Below are 24,495 nucleotides of genomic sequence, written 5' to 3' on the forward strand. Positions count from 1 at the left end.
CCGGGGGATTCTTCTTTAATCCTTATCGTTTCCGGTTCAACCAATCGATGACGGCGCCCACAAAAACACAAAACGCCATAGCAAGGGCGAGATTGCCAAACAGCAGGCCGAATGGAATTCCAACTCCGGCACCAATGGCGATGTAGGTCCCAGCGGGTGCTTTCTTAGGCACCCAGGGTTCCGAGATACAAACCAATGACCTGTGGGTCATTCAGTAGCTCTCTACCGGTTCCGGTGACCGCATCTTTACCCTGGTCTAGGACGTAACCACGGTCTGAAATCTGAAGGCAGCGGCGAGCATTCTGCTCAACCATGATGCAGGTCACACCGGCCTTGTTGATTTCAGAAACCCTTAGGAAAGCCTCATCCTGACGAACAGGTGACAGACCTGCGGATGGCTCATCCAACAGCAAGACCGCTGGATCCATCATTAGGGCACGACCCATGGCAACCATCTGTCGCTCACCGCCGGATAGAGATCCTGCGCGCTGCTTCAGACGCTTTCCTAGCTCCTCAAAGATGGACACCACGAAGTCCAGGCGCTCACTGTATTTGGCTGGCTGCTGGAAGATGCCCATCTGGAGGTTTTCCTCGATGGTTAGCGAAGGGAAAACGTTGTTGGTCTGTGGAATGAAGCCCACACCCTTGGAAACCAATTGGTTTGGCTTTAGTCCCGTGATGTCGTCACCGTTCAGGGTGATTGAACCCTCCCTGACCTTTACCAGTCCGAAGATTGACTTGAGCAGGGTGGACTTTCCAGCACCGTTGGGTCCAATGATTCCGATTAGCTCACCTTTGTCGGCGTAAAGATTGGCGCCATTGAGGATGTTTACCCCGGGAAGGTATCCGGCGACCAGGTCTTTGATTTCAACTACGCGGGTCATTTACTTATCCTCTTCGCTAATCACCTGGATGCGGCCGGTCACAACGCCCAGGTCAGTGTCCTGGTGGGCGCCGAGGTAGGCGTCAATCACGGCCTGCTCGCGCATTACGGTGTCGGGGGCGCCCTCGGCCACCACCTTGCCTTCAGCCATAACCACAACCCAGTCGGCGATGTGGCGCACCATGTGCATGTCGTGCTCCACAAACAGTACGGTCATTCCATCGTTCTTCAGGTTGAGCACGTGCTCGAGAAGCGACTGGGTGAGGGCCGGGTTGACTCCAGCCATTGGCTCATCGAGCATTACCAGCGTTGGATCGGTCATTAGGGCGCGAGCCATCTCCAAGAGCTTGCGCTGTCCGCCGGATAGCGAACCTGCGAAGTCGTCCTTCTTGGCATCGAGCTTGAAGCGCTTGAGCAGCTCCATTGCCTTGGCCTCAAATTCCTGGTCCTGCTTCTTCCAGCGGGATGGGATTAGGGCGTTGATCAGCTTCTCACCGGCCTGGTTCTTGGCACCGAGTTTCATGTTTTCAAGCACGGTCAATAGGCTCAACGCCTTGGTCAGCTGGAAGGTGCGGACCTGACCCATTTGAGCAACCTTGAACGACGGCACGCCAGCGAGCTGGTTTCCTAGGAACGACCAGGTTCCGGTGTCAGGAGTGTCAAAGCCGGTTAGCAGGTTGAACAGCGTGGTCTTGCCTGCACCATTTGGGCCAATCAGAGCAGTAATCGCACCGCGCGGAATCTCTAGGTGCTCAACATCAACCGCGGTCAGACCACCGAAGGTCTTCTTGACATTGTCGATTACCAGAATCGGATCGTTCTTCTTGCAGCCAGGCTTTGCGTCACCAACGTGGAGGTTGGTGGATTTCTGGGGGGTTGGGTTAGCGGACAAAGGTCATCTCCCTCTTGTCTCCGAAAATACCTTGCGGACGATAAATCACCAGGAGCATCAATCCGATTCCAACCAGCACATATCGCAGGGTTGCGGCCTGAATTCCAGAGACCGGAAGGATCCCTGAGGTGGCTAGTGCTGGCAGCACGTTGGTTAGGAAGGCCTGGAGCACCCAGAAGATCACCGAACCGACAATCGGCCCGAAGATTGTGGCAGCGCCACCTAGAAGCAAGGCAGTCCACAGGAAGAAAGTCAGTGAGGTCACGTAGACACCGGGTGAGACGTTGGTGCTGGTCGCTAGCACAATTCCGCCGAGAGCTCCGAAGACACCACCGATGATTAGGGCCTGCATCTTGTAAGCAAAGACGTTCTTTCCAAGTGCGCGAACCGCGTCTTCATCTTCACGAATACCCTTGATTACTCGTCCCCAAGGTGAACGCATCAGTGACCACAGCAGCAGAGCTGCAAAGGCCAAAACAATCAAACCAAAAGTCAGAGTCCAAAGGGTTTCGGAGTTGTAGGTCCATGGGCCGATGCCGTAGGTGCCGGACGGGAACGGGTTGGCCGCAGAGAAGCCACCCTTGTTGTTGTAGCCAAATAGACCATCAGCCGAACCGGTAACCGGCTCAAAAGCAGTGGTTAGGAACAGCAGGCGAAGGATCTCCGCGGCTGCGATTGTCACAATAGCAAGGTAGTCGCCGCGCAACCTCAGGGTTGGAATACCCATGATTAGAGCGAAGACAACCGATGCTGCAACTCCGGCGATCATGCCAGCCCACCAGGGCAGTCCAAAGGTCAACACGGATATGGCGTACCCGTAGGCACCGACCGCCATGAATCCGGCAATACCGAAGTTCAGCAGGCCAGCGAAACCGAAGTGCATGGCGAGCCCAAGGGCTGCCAGAGCAAAGGCCAGCGTGGTTGGCGTTAGCAAACCAGCCAGGGTGTTGTTCAGAATTGATCCCCAATCCATTTTTGCTCCTCCTAACCAATCCGTTGTTTCTTGCCCAAGATGCCCTGAGGCCTGAAGAGCAGAATTCCAATGAGAACTACCAGTGCACCCACGTACTTGAGGTCGGCTGGGATCAAGAGCGAGCTGGTCTCGACCAGGATGCCCACCACAAGAGAACCAAGCAGGGCGCCGAATGCAGTTCCGAGACCGCCCAAGGTAACCGCGGCAAAGATAAGTAGCAGAATCTGAGCACCCATGTCCCACTTGATTCCGGGGCGGAAGTAGGCCCACAGCACTCCAGCCAAACCGGCCAGTGCACCCGAGATGATCCAAACGGTCTGGATAACCTTGTCTACGTCAATTCCTGATGCTGCGGCTAAGTCTGGGTTGTCGGAAATGGCGCGAGTTGCCTTTCCGGTCTTGGTCTTTAGTAGCCACCATGCGAAGCCACCGATTACGACAATCGAGATTCCCATCGAAACCAGGTCGGTAACCGAAAGGGCAACCGAACCAAATAGTGGTACCAGGGTCGAGTCTGCGCCCGGAAGCTGCTCGGTTCCACCGCCAACGAAGTATTGGAACAGGTAGCGGACGGTTAGCGAGAGGCCGATTGAAACGATCATCAGCTGCACGAGTGCGAGACCCTTCTTACGAAGTGGTTTCCACAATCCAGCATCCAGCGCCCAACCGAGGCCACCTGAGAGAAGAACCGCAGCTGGAATGGCCAGCCAAATCGGCAGTTGGAGGCCGGTTCCCAGAACTAGGGCCATGATGGCACCGAAGGTCACCATCTCGGAGTGTGCAAAGTTTGAAAGACCTGTGGTTCCAAAGACTAAGGACAGACCAACGGCCGCAAGTCCAAGCATCAAACCGAAGTTGATGCCGTAAATCAGGCGAGCGACAACCTGGTCGAACATGGAAACAGTGACGCGAGTTCCCTCACCGATAAAGAAGTTTTGCACCACAGTGGTGCCCTTGCCGAGCACCTTTTCCTGCGTTGCGCCACCCTCGGTTACAGCAATTCCCTCCGGGAGAGTGGTCTGGTCCAGGGTGATCTTGTAGGCATCACCTTCGGTTCCAGGAACTCCGATAAACCACTTGCCGTCAGCACCGGTTACGGTTTCAGCGCTGTATCCGCCGCCGTCAACGGTGATGCGAATGCCAGAAAGCGGTTCGCCGTCAAGTTTTACGTTTCCCGTAATCCCGCGCTCGTACTCTTCTCCAACGCTGTCCGCCAGAGCTGCGGTTCCCGCGCTCATGCCGACTAATAGCAAAGAAATAAGTAATAGCAACGAGCCAAGCAACCGCTTAGGGTTGCGAGCAGAGAGGAAATGCACGTGTCCTCCAAATCGTTTGAGCTACCTTGCTCGAAGCGCACCGAGTTGGCGCGCACCCGAAAACATTACCAAAGTTCACCTTTTGGTAATACTCGAATGTAAACGATTGTTATCCCAATTCGAAAGCGCTTGCGGAATTCGCTTTAGACGCCAGATTCCAGCTTGGGTAGGATGGTGAGACGAATCCACCCGCAAGCCGAAGGATTATCAATTGGAGCTTCACGACCCTTTCTCCCTCGTCGGTCTCACCTATGACGATGTGCTCCTGCTCCCCGGCCAATCCGATGTGGTCCCTTCCGGGGTAAACACCAAGACCCAGGTTTCCAGAAACATCTCTATTTCAGTCCCGCTGATCTCCTCCGCCATGGACACCGTGACAGAGGCCAGAATGGCAATTGCCATGGCTCGCCAGGGTGGTTTGGGGATTTTGCACCGCAACCTCTCTATTGACGAGCAGGCCAACCAGGTTGATTTGGTCAAGCGCAGTGAGGCCGGGATGGTTTCTCACCCGGTCACAACAACCCCCTACGCCACCATCCAGGAGGTCGATGACCTCTGCGGCAAGTATCGAGTCTCGGGCCTTCCGGTGGTAGACGAGGACGGCAAGCTGGTCGGTATCGTAACCAACCGCGACATGCGATTCGTTTTAGAGGTGCAGCGCACCACGACTCTGGTTAAAGATGTGATGACACCTATGCCACTGATTGTTGGAAAGGTCGGCATCAACCCTGACGAGGCCATGGCCATGCTGGCCCAGCACCGCATCGAGAAGCTTCCTCTGGTTGATGACAACGGCAAGCTTCGGGGACTTATAACCGTAAAAGATTTTGACAAGAGCGAGAAGTATCCGAATGCATCCAAGGACGGCGCTGGCCGACTGTTGGTTGGAGCCGCCATTGGCGTGGGCCCAGATGCTTGGGAGCGTGCCATGGCGCTGGTGGAGACCGGCGTTGACATGCTGATAGTGGACACCGCCCACGGTCACAACACGGCAGTTCTAGACATGATTCGAAAGCTCAAAGCCGAACCATTTGCCAAAATGACCGACATCGTCGGCGGAAACATTGCCACTCGCGAGGGAGCCCAGGCGCTTGTTGATGCCGGAGCTGACGGAGTCAAGGTGGGCGTGGGTCCGGGCTCGATTTGCACGACCCGCGTGGTGGCCGGAGTCGGTGTTCCTCAAGTCACCGCCGTGCACATGGCTGCGCAGGCAGCCAGGGCTGCCGGGGTGCCAGTGATCGCTGATGGCGGACTGCAGTATTCAGGAGATATTCCAAAGGCGTTGGTTGCCGGGGCAAACTCCGTGATGCTCGGATCGCTTTTGGCCGGAACCGATGAGGCTCCAGGAGACATCACCTTTGTTGGCGGAAAGCAATACAAGACTTACCGCGGAATGGGTTCGCTCGGTGCCATGCAGTCGCGAGGCCAGGCGCGTTCCTACTCAAAGGACCGCTATTTCCAAGACGATGTTTTGCGCGAGGACAAGCTGGTCCCCGAGGGCATCGAAGGTCGAGTGCCCTACCGCGGCTCCGTTGCATCGGTTGTGCACCAGTTGGTCGGAGGCCTCAGGGCATCCATGGGATACGTGGGAGCCGGCACCATCGAGGAGCTGCAGGCCAAGGGCAAGTTTGTTCGAATTACCGCCGCTGGGCTGAGGGAGTCTCACCCGCACGATGTTCAGATGACCATCGAAGCACCTAACTACGGCACTCGCTAGGAGGCCAGCATGACTGAAATCGAAATCGGCCGGGGCAAGCGCGCCCGCCAGTCCTACGCGTTTGACGACATCGCGGTGGTTCCAACTCGACGCACCCGCGACCCCGAGGATGTCTCAACCGCCTGGGCCATTGACGCCTACAAATTTGAGCTGCCAATAGTTGCCGCCCCCATGGACTCCGCTATGAGCCCGGCCACCGCAATCGCGATTGGAAAACTTGGCGGCCTGGGAGTCTTGGACCTTGAGGGACTATGGACCAGGTATGAGGATCCAACCCAGCAGCTGGAGGAGATTGCCAGCGCCAAGGCCGAGGATGCGACGTCGGTGTTACAGCGGGTTTACGCTAAGCCGATTCAACCTGAGCTCATCACCGCTCGCCTGGCCGAGATTCGAGCCGCCGGAGTGACGGTTGCCGGAGCGCTTTCCCCGCAGCGCACCCAGGAGTTTTCCTCGGTGGTGTTAAAGGCGGGCGTCGAATTGTTTGTGATTCGCGGAAACACAGTCTCCGCGGAGCACGTTTCACAGAATCAAGAACCGCTGAACCTCAAGGACTTCATCTACAAGTTAGATGTGCCGGTCATGGTTGGTGGGGCGGCCAGCTACAAGGCAGCACTGCACCTGATGCGCACCGGTGCAGCCGGCGTCCTGGTTGGCTTTGGCGGCGGCGCGGCATCCTCAACTCGCAAGGTGCTGGGCATTCACGCCCCGATGGCGACAGCGGTTGCTGATGTTGCAGCAGCAAGGCGTGACTACATGGATGAGTCCGGCGGGCGCTATGTGCACGTAATCGCCGACGGCGGTCTTGGAACCTCTGGGGATATCGTCAAGGCAATCGCCTGCGGTGCCGATGCCGTAATGCTGGGCACAGTCCTTGCCAGGGCTGCCGAGGCTCCCGGTCGCGGTTGGCACTGGGGTCAGGAAGCAGTTAGCCAAAAACTTCCCCGGGGAAACCGGGTTTGGGTTGGCTCTCACGCTCCGCTTGAGAACATTTTGCTCGGGCCAGCGGACAATGCGGAGGGCACCAGCAACCTGATCGGTGCGCTCAAGCGATCCATGGCAACCACCGGGTATTCCGACGTCAAGGAATTCCAGCGAGTTGACGTGGTAGTCAACCCCTACGAGTAAATGCCAAGACCTAACTTTTGGGCAGTTGCTCGAAGGCCAAAGTGGATAGGTGGCCTCGCGCTGGCGATGTTGGTGGCTATCACCTTCTCGCTGTTGATGCAGTGGCAACTCAGCCGAACCTTCAACACCGTTGGCGTTTCGATTGAGCAATCTCAGCCGGTCCCCATCGACCAACTGCTGACCCCAAACCAGGTGATTCAGTCGGCGGTTTTTGACCGCAGGGTCAGCTTCCAGGCAAGACTCGATCCGTCAAACGCTCATGTGGTTTCGGATCGTTTGCAGCTGACAGAGACCGGTGAGAGTGTTCGGGGTTACTGGCTGATCAGCAACTCAGAGGTCAACGGTGCATGGCTTACCTTGGCCCTGGGTTTCACCAGGGACCTCGCAATTGCTCAGGCGGCGCTCGCAAAACTGAAACCCGTAGAGTTTGAGGCCGTTGGTTTTGTTGAACCAACTGAGGCGGTGAAAGAGGCCACCCCTGAAGCCTTGGGCTCGGTGGCGCTTTCTCAACTGATAAATCTTTACTCCGCTGAGCCGATTGACGCATTTCCGGCTTATGTGATCTTGGAGTCGGGCTTGGATACCGGACTTGAACCCATCACCATTGGCATTCGTCAGCAACAGGTTGAGATCAACTGGCTAACCGCCTTCTATGCCATTGAGTGGGCATTTTTTGCTCTGGCTGCCTTCTACCTTTGGTGGCGTTTGGTGATGGACCAGGTGCAGCGCGAGCGCGAAGCCGAGTAAATGGCGCCCGGGCCTTTGCGGACTGGGGAAAGTTGTTATTCTCATACCTGTAATTAGGGAGGTCCCCATGTCAACCATTTCCGCAACCGTCGTGATTCAGGACCCAATCGGCCTGCACGCCCGTCCAGCCGGCCAAATTGTCAAATTGGTCAAAGAATCGGGCCTCACGATTCGCATGGGTAAAGCAGGAGAAGAGTTGGTACTGGCTAACTCCCCGCTGCGCATGATGGCGTTGAAGGCTAAGACCGGCGAGGAAATGCTGGTGGAAATCGACACCGAAGACGAGGCCCTGGCGCAGTCCCTGATTTCCCAGATTCAAGACTTCCTCAAGGGATAGCGGTGGAGGTACTTTCTGGTCTCGGTGTTGGTCTAAATGCAGTTCGCGCCGAAGTCTTTCGCGTAAAGCCTCAGGCTGCACTGCCAGCGGCAGCCAAGCATGCTGGCGACGCAGCGGCAGAGAAGCTCACGCTGCGAAACGCCATTAGTGCAGTCTCGGCTCACCTCGCCGAGCTATCGGAAAAAGCAGGCGAAACCAGCGCTGAGATTTTTGAGGCACTCACCATGCTGCTAGAGGACGAAGACCTTTTTGACACCGCCGCCGCGGAGATTGAAGCTGGCTGGAATGCCGGCACGGCATTCATCGCAGCCGTAGATTCCCTAGAGGAAATTTTTGCTGGCGATGACGCATTCATGGAGCGCTTGGTTGACCTCAAGGACCTTGCAAAGCGGGTTGCCGCCCACATCGCAGGCGTATCCCTAGGGCTTGATCTGCCCTCAAGCGGAAGATTTGTAATTGTGGGTGAGGACTTCTCACCGGCAGACACCGCCCAATTCACCGATGCGGTGGTCGGGGTAATCACCATCAAGGGTGGACCCACCTCCCACACCGCGATCATTTGTCGCTCCAAGTCGATTCCCGCGGTTGTGTCCTGCGCGCAAGCCGAGGGCCTGCTGGACGGTATGGAAGTTTTGGTTGACCCGGTTGGGGACCGAGTTGTGGTTGGCGGCGATGACACCATGATCACGAAGGCAATCAGTTTTGTCGCTAAGAGCCTTGACCCGATCATTCCGGTCAGGGCCAATATCGGCTCTCTGGAGGATTCCATTCAGGCAGCCACTACCGCAGCCAATGGCGTTGGATTGTTCCGCACCGAACTTCTCTACCTTTCGGAGAACACAGTTCCCTCGAGGCAAAAGCAGACCAAGGCCTACACCGAGATTTTGAGCGCGGCCCCCGAAGGTCCAATTGTGGTGCGAACAATTGATGCCGGAAGCGATAAGCCAGTGCCCTTCCTGCACATGCCTCACGAGGAAAACCCTGCCCTGGGTATTCGCGGCTATCGGCTAATTACCGACCACAGAGATTTCCTAGTTGACCAATTGGTATCTCTCGAGGCTGCCCGAGTCGCATCCGGCAGAGAGGTCTGGGTCATGGCACCCATGATCGCAACCGCCCAGGAGGCCCTCGACTTTGCTGAGCTCGCCAGATCCTCCGGCAGCTACAAGGTCGGAATCATGGTCGAAACCCCCTCAATCGCTATGGCATTGGGTGACCTCTCGGGCAAGCTCGACTTCATCTCGGTCGGCACTAATGATCTTTCGCAGTACCTATTTGCAGCGGACCGAATGAATGCTGGCCTCGGGGCGCTATTGAATCCATGGCAGCCCGCGTTGATTCGCATGCTGGCGAAGATCGCTCAGGACTCTGAGGCAGCTGGAGTCTCATCCGGGGTTTGCGGTGAATCGGCTTCTGATCCAGCGTTCGCGGTTGTCCTCGCGGGACTGGGGTTCAAGTCCGTTTCGGCTTCAAGGTCTCAGGTTGGGGCGGTGCGCTCAGCGCTATCGTCGGTGACATTGGAGCAGGCTCAGCAGGTTGCCAAGGTGGCACTTTCATCTAACAATGCGGAGAACTGCAAGGCAGCGGTTCTAGATGCACTAGCCAAAATAGCCCAGGAGTAAAACTTGACCGGTCCCGCAAAAAGCCAAATAACCGCTGCCAGCAAGGCTGTGAAACTGTTCTCAGTTTCCAGCTACATAACCGGTATCTTCCTGCTGCTTTTGATGATTACCTGGGGCATTCGGAGACTGCCGTTTTTGGGGTATGAGCTCTGGGCAATGGGGCCGGGCGGCTTCATCACTTTCGAGCAGTATGGCCTCGAGGGTGAGGGTCTGCCGGAGGTTGGTTTTAGCCTGACTACGGCGATTTTGGTTGTGCACGGCTGGCTTTACGTGCTCTACCTGTTTGCGGATTTTCGGGTTTGGACTCTGATGCGCTGGTCGTTCTTCAGATTCCTGTTCATCGCCCTCGGTGGAGTGGTTCCGCTACTGAGTTTCTACACCGAGGCCCGCTACGCCAAGATGGCGAAAGCCGAAATCGCGCAAGCTCAGGAGAGGGCATGAAGCCGGTACTGGTTGTTGACTTTGGGGCGCAATACGCCCAGCTGATTGCTAGGCGTGTTCGCGAGGCAAACGTCTACTCCGAGATTGTTCACCACAACATCACGGCAGCTGAGGTTCAGGCTAAAAACCCGGCCGCAATCATCCTCTCGGGTGGTCCGTCCAGCGTTTACGAAACCGGATCGCCGCAGCTTGATCCGGAGCTGCTGGAGCTGGGAATTCCAGTGCTGGGTATTTGCTACGGTTTTCAGGTTTTGGCTCAGACCCTGGGTGGAAGGGTTGACCGCACCGGGAAGCGTGAGTACGGGGCCACCGAACTCAAGCTGAATGACTCAGGTGTGCTGCTTGCCGACCAGCCTTCGCTGCAGGTCTGCTGGATGAGCCACGGTGATCAGGTGATGGAAGCCCCCGAGGGGTTCAAAGTTTTGGCCTCCACGGATACCACGCCGGTAGCGGCTTTTGAATCGCAGGAAAAGCGAATCTACGGAGTGCAGTGGCACCCCGAGGTAAAGCACTCCCAGCAGGGCCAGCGGGTATTGGAGAACTTCCTTTACCGCGGAGCCGGCATTGAACCAACCTGGAATTCTGGCAACGTGATTGCCGAGCAGGTGGAGAAGATTCGGGCTCAGGTTGGCGATGCTCGAGTGATTTGCGGGCTGTCCGGAGGAGTTGACTCTGCGGTGGCTGCCGCACTGGTTCACCGTGCCGTGGGTGATCAACTCACTGCGGTGTTTGTGGATCACGGGCTGTTGCGCCAGGGTGAGCGCGAGCAGGTAGAGCGCGACTATGTGGCGGCAACCGGCATCCGGCTGACTACGGTGGACGCCGAGGAAAAATTCCTGACCGCACTGGCAGGAGTATCGGACCCGGAGACCAAGCGAAAGATTATCGGTCGTGAGTTCATCAGGACCTTCGAGCAGGCCGAGCGTGAGTTGGTGGCTGAGGCTCAGGCTGACAACCGACCAATCAAATTCTTGGTTCAGGGCACCCTTTACCCGGATGTTGTGGAGTCTGGCGGTGGTGTGACAGCCGGCATCAAATCTCACCACAACGTTGGCGGACTACCTGAGGACCTGCAGTTCGAGCTAGTCGAACCACTGCGGACACTGTTCAAGGACGAGGTTAGGGCCATTGGGGCGGAGCTTGGCCTGCCTCACGAAATCGTTCAGCGTCAGCCTTTTCCAGGTCCGGGTCTCGGGATTCGCATCGTCGGCGAGGTAACTAAAGAGCGCCTGGAGCTGCTGCGAGCGGCAGATGCAATCGTGAGGGAAGAGCTCAGCGCAGCCGGACAGGATGCCGAAATTTGGCAGTGCCCAGTGGTGCTGCTGGCAGATGTTCGATCGGTTGGAGTTCAAGGAGATGGCCGCAGTTACGGCCACCCTATTGTGCTCAGGCCGGTTTCTTCCGAGGACGCGATGACCGCTGACTGGTCAAGGCTTCCCTACGATCTGCTGGCTCGCATTTCTAACCGAATCACCAACGAGGTTTCAGATGTCAACCGAGTGGTCTTGGACATCACCTCCAAGCCACCGGGAACCATCGAGTGGGAGTAGCAGTTTTTGGGCACCGCGGTGCCTGCGGATATCTTCCGGAAAACACCATGCCCTCATTTGAGCTTGCGTTTGAACTAGGTTCGGACGCTATCGAATTCGATGTCGTTATGACCCGTGACGGTTACCCGGTGATCCTGCACGATGCAGATTTGACCAAAACCACAAATGTTCTTGAGCATCCGGATCTCCCGACTCAGGTTGCCGAGATCACCCTGGCGGACCTTGGCAACTTGAGGGTTGTCGAGCGATACCCACAGTCTCGGACCCAGTCCCACCTTCACAGCGGAAAGTACCAAATCCCCACTCTGCAGGAGGTGGTGAACAATCCAGCCTTCGACGGCAAGCACCTGATTATTGAGCTGAAATACGGGGCCGATTTCCTAGCTCGGGGTTTGGATCTAATTGCCGCAGTTCAAAAAGTGCTCACTGAATCCAACTGGCAACAGCGAGGCTTGAAGCTAACCATCGAGTGTTTTGAATTTGGCATCCTGAGAAAAGCCAAGGCTGTAATTGGAGCGGGCATCGACTACGTCTTTCTCTCCGCCCCGGACATGCTGCCAGAGGGCAGGACCCAGCTCGATGATGACCTGCTCGAGGAAATTGCGCAGGAGTTTGACGGCGTCTCGGTTGCCCTAGAAATGGTTTCTCAAAATGAACTGGTGCGCAGGGCAAAAGATTTGGGATTGACCCTCTACTGCTACACCGCTCGGGTGGAAACTGCCCAGGGCGAAGTTGCAACCTGGTTTGAAAAGCTTGCTCGCAGCGGAGTGGACGGCATCTTTGCCGACCAGCCCGATGTGCTTCGCAAAACTGTCGCGACGCTGGCCTAAGCTACCTCAGATGCAGCTCGACCTTTTCCAGGACAACAATCCAGACGCACTGGTGGCCAACCTCAACCCCCAGCAGCGTCAGGCTGTCGAATACCGAGGAAAAGCGCTGCTAATAGTCGCCGGTGCGGGTTCTGGCAAAACCAGAGTCCTGACTCACCGAATCGCACATTTTCTGGCGGCCAAAGAGCTCTGGCCCTCGCAGATTCTCGCCATCACCTTCACCAACAAGGCCGCCAGTGAGATGCGCGACCGCGTTGAATCTCTGATTGGCGCATCAAGCGAAGGCATGTGGATCAAAACCTTTCACTCCGCCTGCTTGCAAATTCTTCGCCGCGAGGCGGACCGGTTGGGTTACGACTCAAACTTCACCGTCTACGACACCTCTGATTCCAGAGCGCTTCTGAAGCGATTGCTGCGCGAGGCCGGTGCCGAAGATGCCGACATCAAGCCGCAGCAGGCTGCCGCAATCATCTCGAATGCCAAAAATGAACTAAAAGATGCAGAGGACTTTGCCCGAAATGCGGACCGCTCCAACCCCAAAGAGCGCATTGTCGCGGAGGTATTTCAAGGTTATGAGCGCGAACTGAAGCGCAATAACGCCTTTGACTTTGACGACCTGATTTCCGAGACCGTTCACCTGCTGCGCGCTCACCCTGAGGTTCGTGGTCGATATCAAAAGCGCTTTCGGCACATTTTGGTCGACGAGTATCAAGACACCAACCACGCTCAATACGCCCTGATTCGCGAATTGACCCGACCGATGCCTGACGAATACGCCATCTTCGATGACCGCACCGGTGAGCAGATACCCCCAGCCGAGCTGACCGTGGTGGGTGATTCTGACCAGTCGATTTATGCTTTCCGCGGCGCTGACATTCGCAACATCACCGAGTTTGAACGAGATTTCCCAGGGGCTCAAACCATCCTGCTGGAGCAGAACTATCGCTCGACCCAGAACATTCTTTCCGGGGCCAACGCGGTGATTTCGCAAAACCCCTATCGCAAGGCAAAGAACCTCTGGACCGATGCTGGAAGCGGAGAGCTCATCTCGGTCTTCACCGGTTATGACGAGCGCAATGAAGCGGCTTATGTGGTTGATCAAATCAAGCAGCTTCACACCCAGGGCACCAATTACCGGGATATGGCAGTGCTCTATCGCACCAACGCACTCACCCCATCATTGGAAGCCGAACTAAAAACCCAGCGCATCCCATACGCCGTGATCGGTGGCCTCAAGTTCTTTGAGCGCAAGGAAATCAAAGATGCGCTCGCTTACCTCTCGATCATTTCCAATGCCCGAAATGATGAGGCCGCCAGACGTGTGCTAAACATTCCTGCCCGCGGCGTTGGGGAAAAGACTGAGCTGAAAATTGCCCAGTTTGCCAGGGAGAATGACCTGCCGTTTCGAATGGCACTGGCTCGAGTCGGAGAGCTTGGGTTGGGACCAAAGCTGACCGCAACCATTGAAGAGTTTGCCCAGATGCTCAGTGAACTTGAGGCGCTGAGCGCAGCCGAGGGTCCGGCCGAAGTTCTGAAGTTACTGCTGACGCGCAGCGGCTACCGGGCTTCCCTGGAAGGCTCCAGAGATCCGCAGGACGAGGCTCGAATTGAGAACCTCGATGCGCTTCTGGGTCAGCTTTACCAGTGGCAGGCGGTCAACCCGGAGGGCACGCTCTCAGACTACTTAGCAGAGGTAACCCTGGCGGCTGCAGCTGATGAGATTGAGGATGAATCCGGCACGATTTCGCTCATGACCCTGCACACCGCCAAGGGGTTGGAGTATCACACCGTTTTCCTAATTGGTCTTGAGCAGGGAACCCTTCCGCACATCAGGTCCTTTGATGAACCGGGCGGACTGCAGGAGGAGCGCAGGCTGATGTATGTGGGCATGACCCGCGCCAAGCAGAAGCTCTACATAACCAACGCTCTTCAGCGCACGCTGTTTGGAAACACCTCGTCGTTTGTTCCATCGAGTTTCCTAAACGATATTCCGCAGGAGCTCTGCGAGCAGGTGGGCCAGGAGCGACGAGCGCTTAGGGAATCCAACTATCAAGCCCCGAGGACCAGCTGGCAGGGTGCGCTCAACACGGTTGCAGCGGTTAGGGACAACAAGGATCTAACCCTCGAGGTCGGCGATCGAGTGCAGCACGACACTTTTGGTACTGGAAAGGTAATTGCCGTCTCCGGTACTCCGCCCAAGCAAACTGCTGAAGTGCGCTTCGAATCTGGTCCCACCAAGCGACTGTTGGTAAAAATGGCACCAATTGTCAAGCTCTAGGCAAGGTTTAGCCCTTTCAAATCACTAGACTTTAGGGGTTGTCCGCCTCAATCTAGAAACGGAAAAAACTCCCCGTGGATCTATTTGAATATCAAGCGCGCGACCTGTTCGAGTCATACGGAGTCCCCGTTCTCGCCGGTCAAATCGCAGACACCCCAGAAGAAGCAGAAGCTGCTGCCAGAGCTATTGGTGGAACAGTTGTTGTCAAAGCCCAGGTGAAGACCGGTGGCCGAGGCAAAGCTGGTGGAGTGAAGGTTGCCCACACTCCAGAGGAGGCCCGCGAGAAGGCTGAAGCCATCCTCGGACTAGACATCAAGGGGCACGTCGTGAAGCGCGTCATGGTTGCGCAGGGCGCCCAGATTGACCGCGAATTTTACTTCTCCGTTTTGCTTGATCGCTCTAACCGCACCTTCCTATCGCTCTGCAGCGTTGAGGGTGGAATGGAGATTGAGCAGCTGGCAGTTGAGCGCCCAGAAGCACTCGCCAAGGTTCCAGTTTCTGCTGTTTCCGGCATCGACAAGGCAAAAGCTCTCGAGATTGCCAAGGCAGCAAACTTCCCTCAGGAGCTCCTTGACGAGGTCGCCGATGTTTTCGTGAAGCTCTACGAGGTCTTTAAGAAGGAAGACGCGACACTGGTTGAGGTCAACCCGCTGGTGCTGACTAAAGAGGGCAAGATCGTTGCCCTTGACGGCAAGGTTTCTCTGGATGACAACGCTGAGTTCCGCCACGAGCGCGAGGCAATGGAGCGCGATCAGCTGGACCCTCTAGAGGCCAAGGCCAAAGAAATGGACCTGAACTACGTGAAGCTTGACGGCGAGGTCGGAATCATCGGAAACGGTGCCGGACTTGTTATGAGCACTTTGGACGTTGTTGCCTATGCGGGTGAGCGTCACGGCAAGGTCAAGCCGGCAAACTTCCTGGACATCGGTGGCGGTGCATCAGCAGAGGTTATGGCAGCGGGTCTGGACGTAATCCTGAACGACCCTCAGGTTCGCAGCGTATTTGTGAACGTCTTCGGTGGAATTACCGCCTGCGACGCAGTTGCAAACGGAATCGTTGGGGCGCTGAACACCCTTGGATCCCGTGCCACCAAGCCACTTGTGGTTCGACTGGATGGAAACAATGTTGAAGAGGGTCGCCGCATCCTCTCTGAGTTCAACCACCCGCTGGTTTCGCTAGCGGAGACCATGGATGGCGGAGCCGATAAGGCCGCCGAGTTGGCAAATAAGTAAGGGCGAGACCAATGGCAATTTACCTAGACAAAAATTCAAAAATCATCGTCCAGGGCATGACCGGTGCCGAAGGCATGAAGCACACCACCCGCATGCTCACCGGAGGCTCCAACATCGTTGGTGGAGTTAACCCTCGCAAAGCTGGAGAGTCGGTTGAGGTAGCTGGTAAGTCACTTCCAGTTTTCGGAACCGTCAAGGAGGCTATGGCCGCCACCGGAGCGAATGTGTCAGTCATCTTTGTGCCACCGGCCTTTGCAAAAGCTGCAATCATCGAGGCCATTGACGCTGAGATTGAGCTTGCGGTAGCGATCACCGAGGGCATTCCGGTGCACGACTCCGCCGAGGCTTGGGCATACAACGTTGAGAAGGGCAAGAAGACCAGACTCATCGGTCCAAACTGCCCGGGCATCATCTCCCCTGAGCAGTCCAACGCCGGAATCACCCCGTGGAACATCTCTGGAAAGGGACCCATCGGACTGGTTTCAAAGTCTGGAACCCTGACCTACCAGATGATGTTTGAGTTGCGCGACATCGGTTTCTCAACCGCAATCGGTATCGGCGGAGACCCTGTAATCGGCACCACCCACATCGATGCCTTAGAGGCATTCCAAAATGACCCAGAAACCAAGGCAATTGTTTTGATTGGTGAGATCGGTGGCGACTCTGAGGAAAAGGCTGCCCACTACATTTCCCAGCACGTTACTAAGCCAGTTGTCGCCTATGTTGCCGGTTTCACCGCTCCTGAGGGTAAGACCATGGGTCACGCCGGAGCAATCGTTTCGGGATCTGCTGGAACTGCCCAGGCAAAGAAGGAAGCATTTGAAGCTGTGGGCGTGAAGGTCGGCAAGACTCCTTCCGAGACCGCCGCACTGATGCGCGATATCATCTCCAAGCTGTAGCAGTTGAACCGGGGGCTTAGCTTTGCGATAGCAGCGCTGCAAGCGCTGATTATCGCCGCTACGACCATTGGCCTGGCAATTGCGCCGCTCACGCTGGCCTGGTTTATCGAGGGCAACGGAAGTGTTGACTGGATTGTTGCATTCGCTGTTGCCAGCTTCTCCTTTTTGCTGGCCTGTGGTGTCCCGCTGCAGTTTGCCGCTGGGGAATTGGTTGGGGTTGAGTTTCCCGCGTTCACGCTCAGTGCGTTACCGCTGGGGCTAACCCTGTTGATGGGTCTACTCATAATTCGGGTTGGTCACCGCCTGTCCGCGGCCTCAACGCTCTGGCCGGCTTGGTTGGGGGGCGGTTTGGCATTTGGCGGAATCGGACTTGGAGTCTCCATGCTGGCCAAGAACGATGCCGTCACCGTCGGGGAGTGGGCACCGCTAGTTGCCCCAGCGCTATTTTTTGCAGGTCTACTTTTTATATCCTCGGTGTGGGGGGAGCGCTTTGAGCTCTTTGAAGGTGCAAATCATCCCGAGGCGAAGGAGCGCATCTGGGTGCGCAGCCAGGTAAAAGCCTTGCACTCCAAACTGCACTGGAGCATCGCCACCGTGCTCTCTCCAGCGGCCCGCGTGGGGTTGGCGGTGATTGCCGCCATGTTGACCGTGGGTGCCGCAACCATCGCGCTTGCCCTTGGATTTGGTTGGATTCAGGTGGTTGCGCTCTACGAATCGCTGCACGTAAGCATTTTGGGTGGAGTGATGCTCACTCTCGCCCAGCTGGCACTTCTGCCAAACCTGATCATCTATTCGATGAGCTGGATTGCAGGTCCTGGATTCTCGATTGGCATTGGATCTTCTGTCACCGCACTGGGGACTCAGCTCGGGCCGGTTCCAGCGCTTCCAATGTTCGTGGCAATACCAACCTCGGGTCTTGACAGGGGCATTCTCTTCGTTCTGATTCCTGTTCTTGTGGCGTTTGTCGGGACAATTCTGGTTCGTAGGTTTACGGACGAAATGCGGTGGGAGTATGCAACAAGGTTCTCCGCGGCGTTGGCTTTTGCCCTCACGGCAGCAACCATCAGCGCGCTGGTTGGATTTGCACTGGCACTGATTGCATCGGGAAGCTTTGGTCCCGGGAGGCTGGCGGAGGTCGGAATCAACGCTCCAATTTTGGCGCTAGCGCTGTTTTTAGAGGTTTCCCTGGCGAGTTTCCTGGCGGGACTGATTACCATCAAGCCTTACACCGATGCTGAACAGCGACGAAAGTAGACTTTGGCAATGCTCTCTCTGGTGGTTTTGGTTTCTGGCTCCGGCTCCAATCTAAAGGCCTTGCTGGACGCTTGCGATAACCCGCTATTTCCCGCCAAAGTCCTAGCTGTTGGCTCTGATAAGCCCGCCGAGGGCCTCGCTCACGCCGAGCAGTTCGGGGTTCCAACATTTGTGGTTGAGCCGGGAAAATTCCAGTCCAAAGAGCACTGGGCTGAGGTCTTGCTCTCCAATGTCTTGTTTCACAAACCAGACCTGGTTGTGCTAGCTGGCTTTATGAGGGTGCTGCCCGAGAAATTTGTCTCCGCCCTGAGTCCAAAAATCATTAACCTTCACCCCTCTCTCTTGCCTGAATTCCCAGGAGCACATGCGGTGCGGGATGCGTTGGCTGCAGGTGCAACCCAAACCGGCAGCACAATTCACATAGTTGATGGGGGTGTAGACACTGGACCCGTGATATCGCAGCGCACCCTGCATGTCACCCCCGGGATTACCGAGGCTGAGCTGCACGAGCAGATCAAAGAGATTGAGAGAGAGCACCTGGTATCCATCGTGCGGGAAATTGCCGAGGGCAAATTAGAGCTAGAGAGGTTTGGTCGCTGATGGCTTCCGGAAGATCCGCTAACGAATACTCCCACCGCGACACCGTTGTGGTTCGCAGGGCCCTGATTTCGGTTTCCGATAAGACTGGGCTGCTGGAGCTTGCCGGTGCACTTGCCGCGCTTGGAGTGCAGATGGTTTCGACCGGTTCGACTGCGGCTCAAATTGCGCAGGCGGGCTTTCCCGTGACAGAAGTTTCTTCGGTAACCCAGTTTCCAGAATCTTTAGATGGCAGGGTCAAGACCCTTCACCCAAAAATCCATGGCGGAATCCTGGCAGATTTGAGATTGCAGGATCACCGCAGTGAGCTTGCCGAGCTGGGCATAGAGCCATTCGAGTTGGTAGTGGTGAACCTTTACCCGTTTGTGGCTACGGTTGCTGCGGGGGCCAGGGGAGATGCTGCCGTAGAGCAGATTGATATCGGGGGCCCCGCGATGGTCCGCGCCGCTGCCAAGAATCACGCCAACGTTGCAATTGTGGTGAACCCGGCTCACTACGACAGGGTGGTTCAAGCCCTGCAGGCTGGCGGTACATCACTGGAAATGCGTCGTGAACTTGCCCAGGCCGCCTTTACCCACACCGCGCAGTACGACAGCGCTGTGGCCAGTTGGATGGCAAACGAATTCTCGGGCGGGGAGCAATTGGAAGGGCGAGCTCAGAATCTTCCGGTTGATCTGGAGCTTCACTTCAAGATGGCAAATGTGCTGCGCTATGGCGAGAATTCACACCAGGCGGCAGCTCTATACCGATCCACTGCCGCGGTTCCGGGCGTGGCTCAAGCCAAGCTCTTGAGTGGCAAGGAAATGTCCTACAACAACTATGTGGATGTGGATGCCGCGCTCAGAGCAGCCTTCGACTTCAACGACCCCGCCGTTGCAATCATCAAGCACGCCAATCCCTGCGGAGTAGCAGTGGGCAATCAGGTTAGCTCTGATGCGATTGCCGATGCCTACAATAAAGCCCACCTCACCGATCCCGTTTCGGCGTTCGGTGGAGTTATTGCCGCTAACCGCAAGGTCACCAAGGCCATGGCGGCGGCGGTCGCGAATGTCTTCACCGAGGTAATCGCAGCCCCGGGTTTTGATATTGAGGCACTTGCGATTTTGAGCCAGAAGAAAAACCTGAGAATTCTCGAGCTCTCCGGTGGGTATCAGCGCCCAGCCCAGGAGATTCGGCAGGTCTCCGGTGGATTGCTGGTTCAGGAGTCTGACGGTTTTGAGAACCTAAACCCAAAGAGCTGGCAGCTGGTAACCGGAGCTCCAGCCTCTGCAACGCAGCTGGCTGATTTGGAATTTGCCTGGAGGGCAGTCAGAGCTGTGAAATCAAATGCAATTTTGCTGGCTAAGGATTTGGCTGCGGTTGGAATTGGCATGGGTCAGGTAAATCGTTTGGATTCCTGCCACCTTGCAGTAAACCGCGCCGGAGAGCGGGTTGCTGGAAGCGTCGCAGCCTCGGATGCATTTTTCCCGTTTGCCGACGGCTTGAAAGTCTTGATTGATGCCGGCGTAAACGCAGTGGTTCAACCCGGCGGTAGCGTCCGCGATGAAGAGGTGATTGCTGCCGCCTCAGAGGCAGGCATCACCATGTACTTCACCGCGGAGCGCCACTTCTACCACTAGGCGGTTGCTACCTCGCGCAGCTTTCCGGTTGCGACGTCGAATACGAAACCGCGGACCGAATCCTTGTGAGGGATAAAGGGACTGTTCTTGATTCTTGCAACCGACTGGCGCACGTCAGCGTCCAGGTCACTGAAAGCCTCTGCGGCCCAAGCTGGCTTCACGCCAACCTCCTCGTGGATGGATTGCTTAAAGGCATCATCCGTGAAGGTCAACATGCCGCAGTCGGTGTGGTGAATCAGGATGATCTCCTTGGTTCCCAGTAGCCGCTGTGAGATTGCGAGTGATCGAATCTCATCTTCGGTCACCACACCACCGGCGTTACGGATTACGTGAGACTCGCCCTCCTGGATGCCAAGGGCTGCGTAGACATTGATGCGGGCATCCATGCAGGCCAGAACCGCGATGTGCTTTGCGGGCGGAAGAGGGAGCGGGCCCTGAAAAGTCTGAGCGTAGATTTCGTTGTTTTTTAGAAATTCATCAGTTACTGACATGGTTCTCCTTTGTTGGGTTCTGAGAACCTAACTCCCAAACCTGAACAATCAGTCGAATGTGAATTTTTGTTACTGATAGTCTGAAGGGCTGCCTTGGGGGCGGCGAAAGTGAAGCATGACAGAGCAAAAAAATACGATCCAGACCCTGTGGCGGCTGGTTCCGTTCGCTAAAAAAGCACTACCCAGAATTTTCTTAGGCATGGGTGCCGCCATCGCCGCTCACATGTTTGCCCTGAGCATTCCGCAGTATTTGCAGAACCTGGTCAACTCTTTGGTCGCCGGCGGCGTTGATGCGCTGCTGCCTGCGGTTGGCCTGATTCTTTTGCTCGGCGTCGCAGAAGCGACCTTTGTGCTGCTTCGCAGGTGGCTGGTGCTAACTCCGGGAACCCACGTTGAGGCATACATGCGCAACACTTTGTTTGCAAAACTTCAAGATCTGCCGGTGGCTTTCCATGATCGTTGGCCCTCTGGTCAGCTGCTGAGTAGAGCGGTGTCTGATCTTCACCTGATTCGCCGCTGGCTGAGTTTCGGATTGGTTTTATTTGTGGCAAACCTGCTGACCCTGGTGGTTGGTTTGGTTGTGCTATTCAGTTTCAACTTCTGGCTCGGTTTGATCTACCTGGCAATTTCGCTGCCGATTTTGATCATTGGCTTCGCATTTGAGAAAAGCTATGGCGAGGTTGCGCGGTTATCGCAGGATCAGTCGGGCGATTTGGCAACCCGAGTCGAGCAGGCGGTCCACGGCGTCAGGGTTCTGAAGGCTTTTGGTCGCGCGGGGCATGCCGCGAGACAGTTCTCGGAGCAGGCTCACGAGCTGCGGGGCACCGAACTTCGGAAGGCCAGAGCGGTAGCAAATATTTGGCTTTGGCTAATTTTGCTGCCAGAAATCGCTCTCGGCCTAGCTCTATTGGCCGGAGTGGTTTTGGTATCGCAGGGAGAAATTACCGTGGGGACCCTGGTGGCATTCGTCGCAACCGCGATGGTATTGCGCTGGCCCACCGAGTCTCTCGGTTTCTTGCTGGGCATGACTCTCGAGGCTAAGACTGCGGTTACCCGATTCTTCGAAGTGATTGACGAGCCGGCACTCATTAGCGACCCGGAGAATCCGAAAACCATCACGGATCCAAAGGGTGAGCTGGAATTTAGAAACGTTTCCTTCGCTTACCCGGATGCTCCCAAGGACCAGCCACCGCTGATTTCAGGCCTTTCCCTAAAGCTTGCCCCCGGTGAATCAGTTGCACTGATTGGGTTGACTGGATGCGGAAAATCCACCCTCACCGCAGTCACCACCAGACTCTACGAAGTTGACTCCGGTGCGGTATTGATTGACGGGGTAGACATCAGGGACCTGACCCGCGCGGAACTAAGAACCCACATCGCGATGGCGTTTGAAGACGCGACTTTGTTTTCCTCCTCGGTGAGGGATAACGTGCTGCTTGGAAATGCCCTCGGCTCAGAACAGGACCTCACTCAGGCATTGGAAATCGCCCAGGCCCAGTTTGTTTACGATCTGCCCGAGGGTCTGGACACCAAGATTGGTGAGGAGGGACTCTCACTCTCCGGCGGTCAGCGCCAGCGTCTCGCTCTGGCCAGAGCGGTTGCAGCTAAACCCAAGATTCTGGTGCTGGATGATCCGCTATCCGCGCTGGACGTTGACACCGAGGCCATGGTCGAGGATGCCCTGCGGCATGTGCTGACCACAACAACAGCCCTGATTGTTGCCCACCGTCCCTCGACCGTGATGCTGGCGGACAAGGTTGCACTGATGCAGGACGGAAAAATCGTCGCCTACGACACCCACCAGAATCTGCTTCGAGATTCCGAACACTATCGATTTGTAATCAGCTCGCTGGATGCCGCCGAGAAGGCCAGGGAGGTGAACCTGTGAGTCTGCACGGAACTAACGACGAAGAGAGAACCGACCTAAATAAAGAGGAGTCCCGATACGTTCGGGCTCGCTCCAGAAGACTGCTGGGCTCCCTGCTGCTGCCATTGCGGGCGAGGATATTGTGGGCGGTGGCACTGGTTGTTGTCTCGACCGCACTGCGCGTTTCGGGCCCCGCGCTCATTGCCTTTGGAATTGACTCGGCCCTGCCCAAAGCCCTGGTTGGGGATTATTCAACCCTTGGGCTGACAGTTTTTGTCTACCTCAGTGCAGCTATCCTGACCGCACTGCTCACCTACTACTTCCTGATGGTTACCGCGAGGGTTTCCCAGGCCATGCTGTTTGACCTGCGCAATCGAATGTTTGTGCACACCCAGAAGCTCTCCGTTGAGTTTCACGAGCGCTACACCGCAGGCCGAGTGATTGCTCGGCAGACCTCGGACCTGGAGTCAATAGGGGAGCTGCTCTCCGGTGGTTTGAGTGAACTGGTGGTCGGTGGAATGTTTATGCTCTTCACCGCTGGAGCGCTGCTGCTGATCGATCCGCAGAGCTTCCTGATTCTTTTGATTGCCCTGATTCCTCTTGGGATTTTGACGCGCTGGTTCCAGGTGAAGACCAACCGCGGTTACCGCGCTCAGCGAGTGGCGTCCTCGCGGTTGATTCAGTTCTTCGTCGAGAGCATGACCGGTATTCGCGCCGTTAAGGCTTTCCGCAAGGAGAAACCAAACGAGCAGCACTTTGGTGGTCTAGTTGAGGACTATCGGGGCTACAACGCCAAGCTGATCCAACTCTTCGGAATCTATGACCCCGGGCTGATTTTCATCGGCAACGTCACTGTGGCGGCAGTTTTGCTCTTCGGCGGGTTCCGTGTGCTGGAGGGATCCTTGGGCATTGGAGTACTTACGGCTGCAATTTTGTATGCCAGGAGATTCTTTGATCCGATGGAAGAAATTGCCATCTTCTACAACTCCTACCAGTCGGCGGCTTCAGCCCTGGAGAAGATTTCCGGGGTATTGGAGGAGGAGCCTTCAGTTCCAGATACCAGGAATCCGGTCACGCTCAAGAGCGCAGAGGGTCGGGTCAGCTTCGAGGGTGTTGAATTCAAGTACTCAACCGGCGGCACGGTGCTTCAGAAGTTTGATCTGGAGATTCCGGCCGGTCAAACCATCGCTCTTGTTGGCACGACCGGTGCTGGAAAATCCACCCTCGCCAAACTCATTTCACGTTTTTATGATCCGACTGAGGGAGTGGTCCGTCTTGATGGTCACGATCTGCAGGAGATTTCCAACCACGACCTGCGTCGCGAAGTCGTCATGGTCACCCAAGAGGCCTACCTCTTCTCTGGATCGGTAGCCGAAAACATTCAACTTGGAAAGCCCGATGCAACCGAGACTGAGGTCATAGCCGCAGCCAAGGCTGTCGGAGCCCACGAGTTCATCATGCGATTGCCAGACGGGTACCAAACCGATGTAAACAAGCGCGGTGGCAGAGTTTCCGCTGGGCAGCGCCAATTGATCTCGTTTGCCAGGGCATTTCTCGCGAATCCAGCCGTGCTGATTCTCGATGAGGCAACCTCCTCGCTAGATATCCCATCGGAGCGGCTGGTGCAGCAGGGCCTGAAGACTCTGCTCAAGGGTCGAACCGCGGTGATTATCGCCCACCGTCTTTCAACAGTCTCAATTGCCAGTCGCGTGCTGGTCATGGAGCACGGCAAGGTGATTGAGGACGGAACCCCTGATCAGCTTTCCAAGTCAGGTGGAAAGTTTGCCGCCCTCTACAAGGCTTGGCGAGATTCGCTGGTTTAGCA

Annotated in this window: 22 protein-coding genes; 16 read left to right on the plus strand and 6 right to left on the minus strand. The window is 56.3% G+C overall.

All coding sequences use genetic code 11. The annotated features are described in order from the left end of the window. Window positions 1–22 precede the first annotated feature (22 nt). From HRU87_RS00965 to HRU87_RS00985, 5 genes are read right to left on the minus strand one after another with little or no spacing between them, the layout of a single operon-like run. Window positions 23–172: a hypothetical protein gene (locus HRU87_RS00965; protein ID WP_173492933.1), complete on the minus strand. Its 150-nt coding sequence runs from the start codon at window positions 170–172 to the stop codon at window positions 23–25. Beyond that, window positions 165–884: an ABC transporter ATP-binding protein gene (locus HRU87_RS00970; protein ID WP_173493109.1), complete on the minus strand. Its 720-nt coding sequence runs from the start codon at window positions 882–884 to the stop codon at window positions 165–167. Before HRU87_RS00970 ends, HRU87_RS00965 begins: the two co-directional genes overlap by 8 nt. Next, window positions 885–1,775, minus strand: a complete 891-nt coding sequence (locus HRU87_RS00975) for an ABC transporter ATP-binding protein (protein WP_173493110.1) — start codon at window positions 1,773–1,775, stop codon at window positions 885–887. Continuing rightward, window positions 1,765–2,748, minus strand: coding sequence for a branched-chain amino acid ABC transporter permease (locus HRU87_RS00980; RefSeq protein WP_173493111.1), 984 nt, complete (start codon window positions 2,746–2,748; stop codon window positions 1,765–1,767). Before HRU87_RS00980 ends, HRU87_RS00975 begins: the two co-directional genes overlap by 11 nt. Window positions 2,749–2,759: 11 nt before the next feature. Next, entirely contained in the window at window positions 2,760–3,986 is a 1,227-nt protein-coding gene (locus HRU87_RS00985; protein WP_173494210.1) for a branched-chain amino acid ABC transporter permease, read from the minus strand. Between the two features lie 289 nt (window positions 3,987–4,275). On the opposite strand from HRU87_RS00985, the gene guaB reads away from it, so the two are divergent. The 14 genes from guaB (at window position 4,276) to purH (ending at window position 20,312) form a co-directional block, all read left to right on the plus strand. After that, window positions 4,276–5,781 carry an IMP dehydrogenase gene (guaB, locus tag HRU87_RS00990; protein WP_173493112.1) on the plus strand — a complete coding sequence of 502 codons (1,506 nt, stop codon included), beginning with the start codon at window positions 4,276–4,278 and terminating at the stop codon, window positions 5,779–5,781. Between the two features lie 9 nt (window positions 5,782–5,790). Then, entirely contained in the window at window positions 5,791–6,906 is a 1,116-nt protein-coding gene (locus HRU87_RS00995; protein WP_173493113.1) for a GuaB3 family IMP dehydrogenase-related protein, read from the plus strand. Further along, entirely contained in the window at window positions 6,907–7,653 is a 747-nt protein-coding gene (locus tag HRU87_RS01000; protein ID WP_173493114.1) for an SURF1 family cytochrome oxidase biogenesis protein, read from the plus strand. A gap of 67 nt (window positions 7,654–7,720) precedes the next feature. Beyond that, window positions 7,721–7,990 (plus strand): HPr family phosphocarrier protein, encoded by a 270-nt coding sequence (locus HRU87_RS01005; protein ID WP_173493115.1) that lies wholly within the window; start codon window positions 7,721–7,723, stop codon window positions 7,988–7,990. 2 nt (window positions 7,991–7,992) lie between these two features. After that, a complete protein-coding gene (locus HRU87_RS01010) occupies window positions 7,993–9,612 on the plus strand; it encodes a putative PEP-binding protein (RefSeq protein WP_173493116.1) in 1,620 nt (539 codons plus the stop codon). A 3-nt stretch (window positions 9,613–9,615) separates the two neighbouring features. After that, window positions 9,616–10,053 carry a DUF3817 domain-containing protein gene (locus HRU87_RS01015; RefSeq protein WP_173493117.1) on the plus strand — a complete coding sequence of 146 codons (438 nt, stop codon included), beginning with the start codon at window positions 9,616–9,618 and terminating at the stop codon, window positions 10,051–10,053. Beyond that, window positions 10,050–11,603: a glutamine-hydrolyzing GMP synthase gene (guaA, locus tag HRU87_RS01020; protein ID WP_173493118.1), complete on the plus strand. Its 1,554-nt coding sequence runs from the start codon at window positions 10,050–10,052 to the stop codon at window positions 11,601–11,603. Before HRU87_RS01015 ends, guaA begins: the two co-directional genes overlap by 4 nt. After that, entirely contained in the window at window positions 11,594–12,433 is an 840-nt protein-coding gene (locus HRU87_RS01025; protein WP_173493119.1) for a glycerophosphodiester phosphodiesterase, read from the plus strand. Before guaA ends, HRU87_RS01025 begins: the two co-directional genes overlap by 10 nt. Window positions 12,434–12,443: 10 nt before the next feature. Further along, a complete protein-coding gene (locus tag HRU87_RS01030; protein ID WP_173493120.1) occupies window positions 12,444–14,711 on the plus strand; it encodes an ATP-dependent helicase in 2,268 nt (755 codons plus the stop codon). 74 nt (window positions 14,712–14,785) lie between these two features. Then, window positions 14,786–15,943, plus strand: coding sequence for an ADP-forming succinate--CoA ligase subunit beta (gene sucC / locus HRU87_RS01035; protein WP_173493121.1), 1,158 nt, complete (start codon window positions 14,786–14,788; stop codon window positions 15,941–15,943). Between the two features lie 11 nt (window positions 15,944–15,954). Then, a complete protein-coding gene (sucD, locus tag HRU87_RS01040; RefSeq protein ID WP_173493122.1) occupies window positions 15,955–16,842 on the plus strand; it encodes a succinate--CoA ligase subunit alpha in 888 nt (295 codons plus the stop codon). 3 nt (window positions 16,843–16,845) lie between these two features. Next, window positions 16,846–18,096, plus strand: a complete 1,251-nt coding sequence (locus HRU87_RS01045) for a cell division protein PerM (RefSeq protein WP_173493123.1) — start codon at window positions 16,846–16,848, stop codon at window positions 18,094–18,096. A gap of 9 nt (window positions 18,097–18,105) precedes the next feature. Further along, window positions 18,106–18,696 (plus strand): phosphoribosylglycinamide formyltransferase, encoded by a 591-nt coding sequence (gene purN, locus HRU87_RS01050; RefSeq protein WP_173493124.1) that lies wholly within the window; start codon window positions 18,106–18,108, stop codon window positions 18,694–18,696. Continuing rightward, window positions 18,696–20,312, plus strand: coding sequence for a bifunctional phosphoribosylaminoimidazolecarboxamide formyltransferase/IMP cyclohydrolase (gene purH, locus HRU87_RS01055; protein ID WP_173493125.1), 1,617 nt, complete (start codon window positions 18,696–18,698; stop codon window positions 20,310–20,312). The genes purN and purH overlap by 1 nt, the downstream gene beginning before the upstream one ends. Here the strand turns inward: purH and HRU87_RS01060 are convergent. Next, a complete protein-coding gene (locus HRU87_RS01060) occupies window positions 20,309–20,803 on the minus strand; it encodes a beta-class carbonic anhydrase (RefSeq protein WP_173493126.1) in 495 nt (164 codons plus the stop codon). The two genes, purH and HRU87_RS01060, sit on opposite strands and share 4 nt — an antisense overlap. A 115-nt stretch (window positions 20,804–20,918) precedes the next feature. Here HRU87_RS01060 and HRU87_RS01065 point away from each other — a divergent pair, with 115 nt between their 5' ends. Further along, complete coding sequence (locus tag HRU87_RS01065) at window positions 20,919–22,691, plus strand: ABC transporter ATP-binding protein (protein ID WP_173493127.1); 1,773 nt, start codon at window positions 20,919–20,921, stop codon at window positions 22,689–22,691. After that, window positions 22,688–24,493: an ABC transporter ATP-binding protein gene (locus tag HRU87_RS01070; RefSeq protein ID WP_173493128.1), complete on the plus strand. Its 1,806-nt coding sequence runs from the start codon at window positions 22,688–22,690 to the stop codon at window positions 24,491–24,493. The genes HRU87_RS01065 and HRU87_RS01070 overlap by 4 nt, the downstream gene beginning before the upstream one ends. Window positions 24,494–24,495 lie beyond the last annotated feature (2 nt).

Origin of the sequence: Aquiluna borgnonia (assembly GCF_013283855.1) — a bacterium.
Classification (GTDB): Bacteria; Actinomycetota; Actinomycetes; order Actinomycetales; family Microbacteriaceae; genus Aquiluna; species Aquiluna borgnonia.